Raw genomic sequence first — 12,703 nt, forward strand, 5'->3', positions numbered from 1 at the left:
TCGCCGGTACGATCATGGCCACGCAAGGCCCCTGACCTCCGGCGGTTGTCCAAAACCGCCTCATGTGACTAGAGTCCCGGCTTTGCCAGTCGCCAGGGGACACCTCCGTCCATGAAGGTCCGTACGCTCGTGATCGCCACGTCGATCGCCCTCACCGCCGCCTGCTCGTCCAACAACGAGGCCGACAAGGGCGCCGCTCCCGCGAACGCGGGCACCGCGCCCGCGCCGGCCGCCACCACCGCATCCGCACCGGCTGCCCACGTGAATCCCCTGTTGACCCAGAGCGAATTGCCTTTCGAGGCGCCTCCCTTCGACAAGATCGTCGACGCCGATTTCCAGCCCGCGATCGAGGAAGGCATGAAGCAGGAACTGGCCGAGATCGAGGCCATCGCCAACTCGCCCGACGCGCCCACGTTCGACAACACCATCGTCGCGATGGAGAAGTCCGGCGCCCTGTTGGACCGCGCGGAAAAAGTGTTCTCGGCGCTCACCGGCGCCAACACCAACGACGCGTTGCAGAAGGTGGATGAAGAGGAGTCGCCGAAGCTGGCGGCGCACCGCGACGCCATCCACCTGAACGATAAATTGTTCCAGCGCATCAAGACCCTCTACGACAAGCGCGATTCCCTGAACCTCGACCCGGAGTCCAGGCGCCTGCTCGAAGTGAAATACCAGGCGTTCGTGCTGGCCGGCGCGCAGTTGTCCGAAGCCGACAAGGCCAGGCTCAAGGACATCAACAAGGAGGAATCCACGCTCAGCACGAAGTTCACCAACCAGCTGCTCGCCGCCAACAAGGCCGGCGCCCTGGTGGTGGACGACGTCAAGGCGCTCGACGGCCTGTCCGATGCCGACATCAAGGCGGCGGCCGAAGCGGCGAAGGATCGTGGCCTGGAAGGCAAGTACGTGCTGACCCTGCAGAACACCACGCAGCAGCCGTCCCTCCAGGGGATGAACGACCGCGCCACGCGCGAGAAACTGTTCAAGGCATCGTGGGAGCGCGCCGAGCACGGCGACGCGAACGACACGCGCGAGATCATCACCCGCATCGCCCAGTTGCGCGCCGAGCGCGCAAAGCTGCTGGGCTATCCGAACTACGCGGCATGGAACCTCGTCGACCAGATGGCGAAGACGCCCGAGGCGGCCGAGGCATTCATGGAGCGCCTCGCACCCGCCGCCATCGCCCGCGCCACCGCCGAGTCCAAGGACATCCAGGCCGTGATCGACCAGGAGAAAGGCGGCTTCCAGGTGCAGGCCTGGGACTGGGACCACTACGCCGAAAAGGTGCGCAAGGCGAAATACGATCTCGACGAGTCGCAGATCCGCCCGTATTTCGAACTGGACAACGTGCTGCAGAACGGCGTGTTCTATGCGGCCAACCAGCTCTACGGCCTGACCTTCAAGGAACGCAAGGACATCCCCGTCTACCAGCCCGACGTGCGCGTGTTCGAGGTCTTCGACAAGGACGGCACCTCGATGGCGCTGTTCTATTGCGACTACTTCAAGCGCGACAACAAGAACGGCGGCGCCTGGATGAGCAACTTCGTCGACCAGTCGAAGCTGCTCGGCAAGAAGCCGGTGGTCTACAACGTGGCCAACTTCACCAAGCCGGCGGCTGGGCAGCCGGCCCTGCTGTCGTTCGACGACGTGACCACGATGTTCCACGAGTTCGGCCACGCGTTGCACGGCATGTTCGCCGATACGCAGTACCCGTCGCTGTCTGGCGCGAACACCGCGCGCGACTTCGTCGAATTCCCCTCGCAGTTCAACGAGCAGTGGGCCTCCGATCCGAAGGTGTTCGCCCACTACGCCAAGCACTACCAGACGGGCGCGGCCATGCCGGACGACCTCGTCGCCAAGATCAAGAAGGCGTCGAGCTTCAACCAGGGCTATGCGATGAGCGAGCTGATCTCGGCCGCGCTACTCGACATGCAGTGGCACATGCTGCCTGCCGACGGAAAGAAGCAGGATGTCGACGCCTTCGAGGCCAATGCGCTGAAGAAGGCCGGCTTCACCCTTCCGCAGGTGCCGCCGCGTTACCGCTCCAGCTATTTCCAGCACATCTGGGGCAACGGCTACGCGGCCGGCTACTACGCGTACCTGTGGACGCAGATGCTCGATTCGGACGCGTTCGAGTGGTTCAAGGAACACGGTGGCCTGACTCGTGAGAACGGCCAGATCTTCCGCGACAAGATTCTCTCTCGCGGCAATACGGAAGACCTGGGCAAGCTCTACCGCGACTTCCGTGGCAAGGAGCCGTCGATCGAGCCGATGCTGAAGGATCGTGGCTTGAAGTGAGCCGGAAGGGCCCCGCGAGGGGCCTTCTCCGTCGGCGGCAAAAGCTGGCATGGCTGAGTGCGTTGCCTGCGGTGTGCCTATCACGCATATCGATGATGCTTGTGGTGGCTTTGCCCGATACCTAGAGTGGAGTTGCAGGGGGTATCGACGGCGAGGAGTGCCAACATGAGCGATCGGCAATGGAATGCAAAAAACGGAGACAAGAGGGGGCAGTTCGCGGCGAACGTCACGAAGGTGACGGTAACGGGCAAGGAAGGATCGGGGCGGATTTCCTGGTACCGCGTCCCGCATCGCGAGTGGATGTTCGATACGACACTCATTCCCGGCCAGAAGATCACGCAGACGGCCGGTGAGGGCTTTTTTGGCCTGGCGTGGGAATCCCGGCTCACGTTCGACGTCGAGCCGAACTTCCAGTCGTGACGGGTTTTCCCGAAAGCAAGAAGAAGGGGCCCATGGGCCCCTTCTTCGCATGGCCTGTTCCGGACGCTCAATGTTCGTAAGGATTGCAATCGGCATCCTCCGTGGCATCGTCGCCGACCCAGGGTCGGTACGGCTCGAGGTTCCATTCCGGTTTGTTGCGCGCGATGCGCAGATGGCAGGTGAGCTGGTTGATCATGCCCCTGGCGTTCTTCCAGTGGTCGCGGGGGCTCGGTGCCGAGCCGAACCGGTCCGGGTCGCCGAAGTTCTTCACGATTTCGTAGAACATGTAGGGCGTGCCGTCCGAGCCGATCTGCCGACCGCATGAGGTCGGAACGATGCGTAGGCTGTCGTAGCCCCACTGATCGACGAACCACCCCGATCGCCCTACGTCGATGTACGAGGAGCATTCGCTGTGGGCGGGCGCGACGCCGCTTCGCGTGTTCGCCGCGCCGTGGTCATGCCAGGTGAGCGCGGCTCCGATGGATGCGCCGGCAAGGGCCGCGGCGGCGCCGAGAAGAGTGCATCGCGTCCTTGCGTGCATGTCGTGCTCCTTGTGTCGTGTCGTAAGGGTAGGATCGCTAGGGCGTCAGCTTGATCCGCTCGATGCGGAGCAACCCGCCACGCCACACGATGCCCTGCAATTCGTTGAGCTCGGTGGCGCGATAACTCAGGACGGTCTCGAAGCCGGCTTTCTCGTAGCGCATCGCGCCACGAGGGGAGTTGAAACTGAAGGTGCGCATTTCGGCGAAATCCCTGTGCTTCAGGAAACCGATATGCGCGTCGGCACCCAGGTCGTTCATGGCCAATTGGCAGGTCACCGAGCCGTAGGCATGGCGAAAGAGCAGAAGGCAGTCGTTTTCGATGCGGCGCGAGCCGGTCAGGGCATACGTTTCGCCATGGGGGCCGTCGACCGGCTCGATGAAGACGCCGTGCTTGCCCGTGACGATCACCAGTTCACCGAGCTGGGTGACCGAGTTGGCCTCGATGGTCTGCACGTGGGCGTCGGTGAATCGGATATCGATTTCTTCCCGCCCCAACATGCCCATGGGCTGCGCGAGATGGCCGAGGATCGACGGTTTTTCGGCGAGCCGTCGCTGACGCAGGTGCGAACGCGATGCGTCCGGCTTGCGACCGTTTCCGACGATGGGGGTGGCGAGTTGGCTTTTGTAGTGGTGCATGGCCGGTAGCGACGTCATGTCGCGATTCTCCTTGTGACGAGCCATCGGGTACCGGCCGACGCTCCGTTGCTCCAGTGGGCTCGATCCCATCGTGGTTGGCAATATGTCTTTCGTTATAAGGGGGGCGACGGCACGCGCCTCATCCAAGCGGGTGAAGCATCCAGGCGGCACCTGCGCGGACGCATAGTGCGAACAGGGCGGTCGAGGTGGTTTTGGTCATGTCCCTTCCTTGGGCAGTGAAGTCGACCGATGGCAACGTCAAACCGTGGCCTCGTCCAGGCGGGGCATCGGATGACGCTCGTCGCACGGCCTCGACGATCTCAAGGTTCGGTCACCGTCCGGAGATGACTCCCGGGGTCGTCATCGACTTCGCCAAGCCAGGCGCGTAGGTCGTAGTACTGCAGACCGGAAAGAAGCGGACCAAACTGCGTTTCCACGAGGGTGGTGCCGCCGCCGGTATACATATGGACCTTGTCCTCGTTCCCGGGATCGACGACGCCGATGGCTTCGTGAAGGAGCACGTATCCGTATAGCTGCATGGCCCGGAGGAGTTCTTCAGCCGTGTTCGCCATGCCAGGCCCGACGAGGCAATAGAAGAGCGTGGACGGGTCGATGTCCCTAACCAGGCCGACGGCCGGGGCCGCGAAGTGGTTGTCATCGATGGACTCGTGGTAAAGCGATATCCATGCATAGTTCATCCAGTATTCGAAGTAGGCCACGTCGCTCAGCGCCTCGTCGAGCAGGGCTCCTTCGAAAAGCACCGAGAATCTGCCGTACGTGAACACCATTGCCGTCGCGCCGGGATACCTGGCCCTGAATTCCCTGGCGAGGTCAAGCGTACTCGGTATGCCGCCCGAGTCCTTGTTCCACCCCAGGGAAAGCGTTCCTTGGTAGAACGGCAGCCCCTGTTCGGTCGGACGTCGTATCAATCCTTCGCGTAGCGAGACGTCGAGGCGGTCGTCGTGATAATAGACGACGGTCTCGAGTTTCGGAGCGGGTTTCGCGCAAAGCTTCAGTTTCTCCAGGCGTTCTTCCCTTCCCTGATCCCGGCCGGGGTATGGGAGACTGGATGTGGTTGAAGATTCGGTCATGGTGCTGCTCCTTGCACATGTTCATGGATCGATCGTCTTCGAACGTTCCTGAGACGGAATCCGATAGCCGGTCGAATCGTCTTCCCGTTACACGTACTCGTCCTGGTACGCCGGGTGATCAGGATAGTACAGCGGGTATCGTGTTCCAGCCCATGAAAAAAGCCCCTTCCCGTCACCGGAAAGGGGCTTGGCGTTTTGCTTGCCGGAACGGCGTGGCGTTTGTTATTCGCCGATCGTCAGCAGCGAGGCGTTGCCGCCCGCCGCGGTGGTGTTGACGGTGAGCGTGCGCTCGCCGGCGAAGCGCAGCAGGTAGTGCGGACCACCGGCTTTCGGGCCCGTGCCGGACAGGGCCTCGCCGCCGAAGGGCTGCACGCCGACCACCGCGCCGATCTGGTTTCGGTTGACGTAGCAGTTGCCGACGCGGGCGTGGCTGGCGATGTAGTCGACGGTGTCGTCGATGCGGCTATGGATGCCCAGGGTGAGGCCGTAGCCGGTGGCGTTGATCTGCTCGACCACCTGCGCCAGCTCGGACGCCTTCCAGCGGATCACGTGCAGCACCGGGCCGAACACTTCGCGGGTGAGCGTGGCGAGCGAAGGAATCTCGTAGGCGCGGGGCGCGAAGTACGTGCCGTTCGCGGTGCCCTCGGGCAGCGGTACTTCGGCGATCTTCTTCGCCTCGCGATCCATGCGCGCGGCATGGTCGACGAGGATCTGGCGCGCGTCTTCGTCGATCACGGGGCCCACGTCGGTGGAGAGCAGGCCCGGGTCGCCCACCTTCAGCTCGGCCATGGCACCGGCGAGCATCGACGTGACCTTGTCGGCGATGTCTTCCTGCACGAACAGCACGCGCGCCGCGGAGCAGCGCTGGCCCGCCGACTGGAAGGCCGAGGCGATCACGTCCTTGACGATCTGCTCGGGCAGCGCCGAGGAGTCGGCGATCATCGCGTTCTGGCCGCCGGTTTCGGCCACCAGCGCGGCGATGGGCGCGTTGCGCGCGGCGAGGGCGCGGTTGATCGCCCAGGCGGTTTCGGTGGAGCCGGTGAAGGCCACGCCGGCCACGCGCGGGTCGCGGGTCAGCGCGGCGCCGACGGTGGCGCCGTCGCCGGGCAGGTATTGCAGCACGTCGGCCGGGATGCCGGCGGCGTGCAGCAGCTTCACCGCGGCGTAGCCGATGAGCGACGTCTGCTCGGCGGGCTTGGCGATCACCGCGTTGCCGGCGGCCAGCGCGGCCGAGACCTGGCCCAGGAAGATCGCCAGCGGGAAGTTCCACGGGCTGATGCAGACGAACACGCCGCGGCCGTTGAGGAAGAGCTGGTTGCTCTCGCCGGTGGGGCCGGGCAGCTGCTCGGGCTGGCCGAACAGGCGGCGCGCCATGGTGGCGTAGTAACGCAGGAAGTCGGCCGCTTCGCGCACCTCGGCGATGGCGTCGGGCAGGCTCTTGCCGGCTTCGCGAACGCACAGTGCGATGAACTCGGCGCGGTTGTGTTCCAACTGCTCGGCGGCGTGTTCGAGGATGGCGGCGCGGCTGGCGGCCGGCAGGCGGTCCCAGCCCGGCTGGGCGGCGACGGCGGCCGTGAGCGCGTGATCGACCAGCGAGGCGTCGGCGTTTTCCACCGTCCCGATGATGCGGCGGCGGTCGGACGGATCGGTGACCTCGGCTCGGGTGCCGGAGGGAGTGACGCCGGCGACCAGCGGCGTGGCGCTCCACGGGCCGCTGTGGCGGTTGACGGCGTCGGCCAGCTCGTTGAGCTCGTTGTCGTTTGCGAAGTTCATGCCCATGGAGTTCTTCCGGAGTTCGCCGTAGAGATTGACCGGCAGGGGAATGCGGGGGTGGGGGATGGAGGCGAAGGCACGCACCGTTTCGCACGGATCGGCCACGAGGTCGCGCACCGGCACCGATTCGTCGACCACGCGGTTGACGAAGCTGGTGTTGGCGCCGTTCTCGAGCAGGCGGCGCACGAGGTAGGGCAGGAGGTCTTCATGGCTGCCCACCGGGGCGTACACGCGGCAGGGCACGTTGAGCTTGTCCTTGCCGATCACCTCGGCGTAGAGGTCGGCGCCCATGCCGTGCAGGCGCTGGTTCTCGTACGGTCGACCCTTCGCGATGTGGTGGATGGCCGCGATGGTGTGCGCGTTGTGCGTGGCGAACTGCGGGTAGATGAGGTCGCTGCCGGCGGCGAACAGGCGGTGCGCGCAGGCGAGGTAGCTCACGTCGGTGTTGGGCTTGCGCGTGTACACCGGGTAGCCGGACATGCCGTTTTCCTGGGCGCGCTTGATCTCGGCGTCCCAGTAGGCACCCTTCACCAGGCGCACGAACCAGCGACGGCCGGTGGCGCGGGCCTTTTCGGTCACCCAGTCGATGACGAAGGGCGCGCGCTTCTGATAGGCCTGGATGACGATGCCCAGGCCGTTCCAGCCTTCGAGCGAGGGGTGCGCGAAGACGTCGCCGATGATGTCGAGCGAGAGCTCGAGGCGATCGGTTTCCTCGGCGTCCACGGAGAGCGCGATGCCGTTCTTGTAGGCCAGCTGAGAGAGTTCGAGCAGCTTGGCGCCCAGCTCGGCGCGGGCGCGCTCGCGGTTGGCCACCTCGTAGCGAGGATGCAGCGCCGAGAGCTTCACCGAGATCGAGGGCGCATCGAGATTATTTGCGAACGGGCCGCGACCGCCGAGGGCGTTGATGGCGTCGCGGTAGTCCTGCTGGTAGCGCTCGGCCGTGGCCTGGGTGAGCGCCGACTCGCCGAGCATGTCGTACGAGTAGCGGTAGACCGCGTGTTCCTTCTCGGCGGAGCGGTCGAGGGCTTCCTTGATCGTGCGTCCCATCACGAACTGGTGGCCCATGATCCGCATGGCCTGGCGCACGGCCAGGCGCACCACCGGCTCGCCCGCGCGGCCGACGAGGCGGCGCAGGGCGGAGGTGAAATCCTTGCGGGTTTCCTCGGCGAGGTTCACCAGGTGGCCGGTGAGCATCAGGCCCCAGGTGGAGGCGTTGACGAACACCGACTCGCTCTGGCCGAGGTGCTTCTTCCAGTCCGCCTCGCCGAGCTTGTCGCGGATGAGCTTGTCGGCGGTGGCCTTGTCGGGAATGCGCAGCAGGGCCTCGGCCACGCACATCAGCAGCACGCCTTCTTCGGAGGAGAGGTCGTACTGGCGCATGAACGACTCGACGGCGCTCTGGTCCTTGGCCCGCGCGCGAACGCGCGTGACCAGGCCGGCGGCCACGTCGATGACGTGCTCGCGCTCGGTGGGCGGCAGGCTGGCCTGCGCGAGCAGGTCGTTCACGGCCTCGGTTTCGTCGCGCAGCCAGGCGGCGGTGATGCGCGCGCGCGCCGGCTCGGCGCCGGTCGGGAGTTCGGGACGGAGAATGGACGGGTTCACTGGGTGGGATCGAGGGACGGGGGAGACCGCGCATTGTAGGGGAGGGCGCGAGTTCGTGCGTGTTGCCTTGCGGCATGCGCCTGCCTGCGACAATCCGCCGCCTGGCAACCTTGCCGCATCCTGACTACAGCCCTATCATCCGGATGTTCCAGGCACGCCGGACTTCCATGATCGTGCTTCGACCGACCGCCGCGGGTCAGCCGCGCGTGTTGTGGCTCAGGCCCAACCGTGCGCTGGACAAGCGCGGTCTGCGTCGACTGATCCTCGGTCTGGCGGCGGTCGCCCTGGCGACGGCGGCGTTCGGCGCATGGCAGGGGAACGTGTTCGCCCCCGTGTTCGCGCTGGTCGAGGCTTTCGTGGTGGGATTCGCGCTTGGCGCGGCCTGGCGGGCCGGCGACAGGGGCGAGCGCATCGCCGTCGGGCCGGATACGCTGGAGGTTCGCGTCGTGCCCGGTCGACGGGTCTCGCGTTTCCAGACGTATTGGGTCAGGGTAGGGTTGGTGCAGGGGAACGGGCGTCAGCGCCTGCTACTCAAATCGCATGGCAACGAGCTGGAGATCGGCGCCTTCCTTGGGGAAGAGGAAAGGGCCGAAGCGTCTAAGAAACTCATGGTGCTGCTGTCCGAAACGCTTGGCCAGACGCGCAGGTAGGTTCAACAAAGGTGCAGACATGACATCTGGTGGCATCGGACGATCGGTTTCGGCATGGGTGTTGGGAGGCATGGGGGCCTTGGCGAGTGGGCTGGCGATGGCCAATCCCGAGCCGAATCAGCTGAACATGACCAAGGGCGTGAGCGAGTGGTCGCCCTACGCGATGCACATGGTGGCCCTGTGGGTCTGCGTGGTCATCGGCGTGGTGGTCTTCGGCGCGATGTTCATCGCCATGTTCCGCTTCCGCAAGTCGCGCGGCGCCGTCGCCGAGAAGTGGTCGCACAGCACCAAGCTCGAAGTGGTCTGGACGGTCATCCCCGTCATCATCCTCATCTTCCTGGCCCACCTCGCCACCGGCGGCCTGGTGACCTTCGCCGACACCACCGGTTCGGAGATGACCGTCAAGGTCACCGGCTACCAGTGGAAGTGGCGCTACGACTACGTCGACTACAAGGGCAAGGGCGTGAACCAGGTGGGCTTCATGTCCAAGCTGGAAGAGTCGTCCGACCGCACCCGCCAGCTTCGTTCCAACCTCGATCCGGACAAGGTCCAGGTCGACGGCTACAAGACCTACCTGCTCGACGTGGACAAGCCCCTCGTCGTGCCGGTCGGCACCAAGATCCGCTTCGTGATCATCGGCGGCGACGTCATCCACTCGTGGTGGGTGCCCGCCCTCGGCTGGAAGATGGACGCCATCCCCGGCATCGCCAATACGGCGTGGACCAAGATCAAGGAACCGGGCGTCTATCGCGGCCAGTGCGCCGAGCTCTGCGGCCAGGACCACGGCTTCATGCCGATCGTGGTCAAGGCGCTGCCCAAGGCGGAATTCGAGCAATGGCTCGCGTCCCAGGAGGACGAGGCGAAGGCCAAGGCCGCGCCTCCCGCCGCCGCCCCGGCCACCCCGAACGCTCCCGCCCCGGCCCCCCAGGGTTAATCGAACACGCATTCGTCTTAGGTAGAGGTGCAAGGCCATGGCGCACGAAGCCACCCACGACCACCACGATCATCACCACGCCCCGCAGGGATTCTTCCAGCGCTGGGTGATGTCCACGAACCACAAGGACATCGGCACGCTTTACCTCATCTTCTCGCTGACGATGTTCTTCATCGGCGGCGCGTTCGCGATGGTGATCCGCGCCGAGCTGTTCAAGCCGGGCATGCAGCTGGTGCAGCCGTATTTCTTCAATGAAATGACGACGATGCACGCGCTGGTGATGATCTTCGGCGCGATCATGCCCTCCTTCGTGGGCTTGGCGAACTGGATGATCCCGCTCATGGTCGGCGCGCCGGACATGGCGTTGCCGCGCATGAACAACCTGTCGTTCTGGATCATGCCGTTCGCGTTCATCCTGCTGCTGTCCACGCTGTTCATGCCCGGCGGCGGCCCGGCCGGCGGCTGGACCATGTATCCGCCGCTGTCGCTGCAGGGCGAATCGATCGCCTACACGATCTTCGCGGTGCACCTGATGGGCATCAGCTCGATCATGGGCGCGATCAACATCATCGCCACCATCCTCAACATGCGCGCGCCGGGCATGGACCTGCTCAAGATGCCGGTGTTCGTGTGGAGCTGGCTGATCACCGCCTTCCTGCTGATCGCCGTGATGCCGGTGCTGGCCGGTGCGGTGACGATGCTGCTCACCGACAAGTACTTCCACACCAATTTCTTCAATGCCGCCGGCGGCGGCGACCCGGTGCTGTTCCAGCACATCTTCTGGTTCTTCGGGCATCCGGAGGTCTACATCATGATCCTGCCGGCGTTCGGGATCATCTCGGAGATCATCCCCACCTTCGCCCGCAAGCCGATCTTCGGCTACCGCGCGATGGTGTTCGCCATCGCCTCGATCGCCTTCCTCTCGTTCATCGTCTGGGCGCACCACATGTTCGCCGTGGGCCTGCCGATGGGCGCCGAGATCTTCTTCATGTACGCCACGATGCTCATCGCGGTGCCCACGGGCGTGAAGGTGTTCAACTGGGTGTCGACGATGTGGGGCGGCTCGATGACCTTCGAGACGCCGATGCTGTTCTCGATCGCCTTCGTGATCCTCTTCACCATCGGTGGTTTCTCGGGCCTGATGCTCGCCCTGGCCCCGGCCGACTTCCAATACCACGATACGTACTTCGTGGTGGCCCACTTCCACTACGTGCTGGTGACCGGCGCCGCGTTCTCGATCATGGCCGCCGTGTACTACTGGCTGCCGAAGTGGTCGGGCCGCATGTATTCGGAAACCTGGGGCAAGATCCACTTCTGGTCGAGCGTGATCTCGGTCAACGTGCTGTTCTTCCCGCAGCACTTCCTGGGCCTGGCCGGCATGCCGCGCCGCATCCCCGACTACAACGTGGCCTTCGCCAACTTCAACATGATCAGTTCGATCGGCGGCTTCTGGTTCGGCGCCTCGCAGCTGATCTTCCTGGGCGTGGTGATCCACGGCGTGTTCTTCTCCAAGAAGAAAGCGGCCGACCGCTCGTGGGAAGGCGCCAAGGGCCTGGAATGGACGGTGCCCTCGCCGGCGCCGCACCACACCTTCGACGTGCCGCCGGTCATCCACGACGACGAGCTCGCCCACGGCAACACGGAACACTGACCGATGTCCGACGCGACGCACGACGAGGTCGAGGCGCGCCGCCGGCGCGCCCGCCGCACGGCCCTCATCGCGGGCGGATTCGCGGTGGCGGTGTTCGTGCTGTCGATCGTGCAGATGCTGAAGATCTAAAAACGCGCTCATCCACGGGAACACACCATGGGTCACCAGCAACAAGACGCTTACTTCGTACCGAGCAAGAGCCAGTGGCCGATCGTCGCCGCCGTCTCGATGTTCATCACGGTGTTCGGCGCGGCGCACTGGCTCAACGCCGAGCCCGGCGATGCCGGCTTCGGCAAGACCCTGTTCTGGATCGGCGTCGCCGCCATCCTGGGCATGTTCTTCGGCTGGTTCCGCTCGGTCATCAAGGAATCGCTCGCCGGCAGCTACAACGACCAGGTGGACCGCTCGTTCCGCATGGGCATGATGTGGTTCATCTTCTCCGAGGTGATGTTCTTCGGCGCCTTCTTCGGCGCGCTCTTCTACGCCCGCATCTTCTCGGTGCCCTGGCTGGGCGGCGAGGGCCACGGCGTGCTCACCCACCAGTTCATCTGGGAAAACTACAGCGCCGCGTGGGGTGCCTCGGGGGGCGGCGGTCCGGAGAAGATCGGCGGGTCGTTCCAGACCATCGAAGCCTGGGGCCTGCCGCTGCTCAACACGCTGATCCTGCTGTCCTCGGGCGTCACCATCACCATCGCCCACCATGCGCTCAAGGCGGGCCATCGCAAGGCGCTGCTCATCGGCCTGGGCGCCACGGTATTGCTGGGCTGCACGTTCCTGTTCTGCCAGGCGCACGAATACGCCGAAGCCTACGAGCACTTCAACCTCACGCTGGGCAGCGGCGTCTACGGCGCCACGTTCTTCATGCTCACCGGCTTCCACGGCATGCACGTGACGCTGGGCACGATCATGCTGGCGATCATCTGGGTGCGTTGCGCGCAAGGGCACTTCACCAAGGACAACCATTTCGGCTTCGAGGCCGTGGCCTGGTACTGGCACTTCGTCGACGTGGTGTGGCTGGCGTTGTTTCTTTTCGTGTACGTGCTCTGATTCGAATCGACCCGCCGGAAGGCGGGTTTTTCGTCTGGGGCGAAGAGCGGCATCGACGGGAT

At 64.9% G+C, this 12,703-nt stretch carries 11 protein-coding genes; 7 read left to right on the forward strand and 4 right to left on the reverse strand.

Going from position 1 to position 12,703, the window contains the following annotated elements; translation table 11 throughout:
- Window positions 1-111: 111 nt before the first annotated feature.
- Together dcp and L2Y94_RS02230 are read left to right on the forward strand one after the other, a co-directional pair.
- Window positions 112-2,295, forward strand: coding sequence for a peptidyl-dipeptidase Dcp (gene dcp / locus L2Y94_RS02225; RefSeq protein ID WP_247372818.1), 2,184 nt, complete (start codon window positions 112-114; stop codon window positions 2,293-2,295).
- 165 nt (window positions 2,296-2,460) lie between these two features.
- On the forward strand, window positions 2,461-2,715 hold the full coding sequence (locus L2Y94_RS02230) for a hypothetical protein (protein ID WP_247372820.1): 255 nt from the start codon (window positions 2,461-2,463) through the stop codon (window positions 2,713-2,715).
- A gap of 67 nt (window positions 2,716-2,782) precedes the next feature.
- On the opposite strand, the gene L2Y94_RS02235 is transcribed toward L2Y94_RS02230, so the two are convergent.
- From L2Y94_RS02235 to putA, 4 genes are all read right to left on the reverse strand, one after another.
- Window positions 2,783-3,256 (reverse strand): DUF2599 domain-containing protein, encoded by a 474-nt coding sequence (locus tag L2Y94_RS02235; protein WP_247372821.1) that lies wholly within the window; start codon window positions 3,254-3,256, stop codon window positions 2,783-2,785.
- 37 nt (window positions 3,257-3,293) lie between these two features.
- Window positions 3,294-3,911, reverse strand: coding sequence for a hypothetical protein (locus tag L2Y94_RS02240; RefSeq protein ID WP_247372823.1), 618 nt, complete (start codon window positions 3,909-3,911; stop codon window positions 3,294-3,296).
- 302 nt (window positions 3,912-4,213) lie between these two features.
- The gene (locus L2Y94_RS02245) at window positions 4,214-4,984 is read right to left on the reverse strand and encodes a hypothetical protein (RefSeq protein ID WP_247372825.1); all 771 of its coding nucleotides are present in this window, start codon (window positions 4,982-4,984) and stop codon (window positions 4,214-4,216) included.
- Between the two features lie 222 nt (window positions 4,985-5,206).
- Window positions 5,207-8,359: a bifunctional proline dehydrogenase/L-glutamate gamma-semialdehyde dehydrogenase PutA gene (gene putA / locus L2Y94_RS02250; protein ID WP_247372827.1), complete on the reverse strand. Its 3,153-nt coding sequence runs from the start codon at window positions 8,357-8,359 to the stop codon at window positions 5,207-5,209.
- 167 nt (window positions 8,360-8,526) lie between these two features.
- On the opposite strand from putA, the gene L2Y94_RS02255 reads away from it, so the two are divergent.
- From L2Y94_RS02255 to L2Y94_RS02270, 5 genes are read left to right on the forward strand one after another with little or no spacing between them, the layout of a single operon-like run.
- The gene (locus tag L2Y94_RS02255) at window positions 8,527-9,009 is read left to right on the forward strand and encodes a DUF2244 domain-containing protein (protein WP_186448274.1); all 483 of its coding nucleotides are present in this window, start codon (window positions 8,527-8,529) and stop codon (window positions 9,007-9,009) included.
- Between the two features lie 19 nt (window positions 9,010-9,028).
- Window positions 9,029-9,943 (forward strand): cytochrome c oxidase subunit II, encoded by a 915-nt coding sequence (coxB, locus tag L2Y94_RS02260; protein WP_247372829.1) that lies wholly within the window; start codon window positions 9,029-9,031, stop codon window positions 9,941-9,943.
- 37 nt (window positions 9,944-9,980) lie between these two features.
- Window positions 9,981-11,594, forward strand: coding sequence for a cytochrome c oxidase subunit I (gene ctaD / locus L2Y94_RS02265; RefSeq protein ID WP_144913135.1), 1,614 nt, complete (start codon window positions 9,981-9,983; stop codon window positions 11,592-11,594).
- Window positions 11,595-11,597: 3 nt separating this feature from the next.
- The gene (locus tag L2Y94_RS21230) at window positions 11,598-11,723 is read left to right on the forward strand and encodes a hypothetical protein (RefSeq protein ID WP_256452155.1); all 126 of its coding nucleotides are present in this window, start codon (window positions 11,598-11,600) and stop codon (window positions 11,721-11,723) included.
- Between the two features lie 27 nt (window positions 11,724-11,750).
- Window positions 11,751-12,641, forward strand: a complete 891-nt coding sequence (locus L2Y94_RS02270) for a cytochrome c oxidase subunit 3 (RefSeq protein ID WP_247372831.1) — start codon at window positions 11,751-11,753, stop codon at window positions 12,639-12,641.
- Window positions 12,642-12,703: the final 62 nt, after the last annotated feature.

This window comes from Luteibacter aegosomatis (assembly GCF_023078455.1).
Lineage (GTDB): Bacteria > Pseudomonadota > Gammaproteobacteria > Xanthomonadales > Rhodanobacteraceae > Luteibacter > Luteibacter aegosomatis.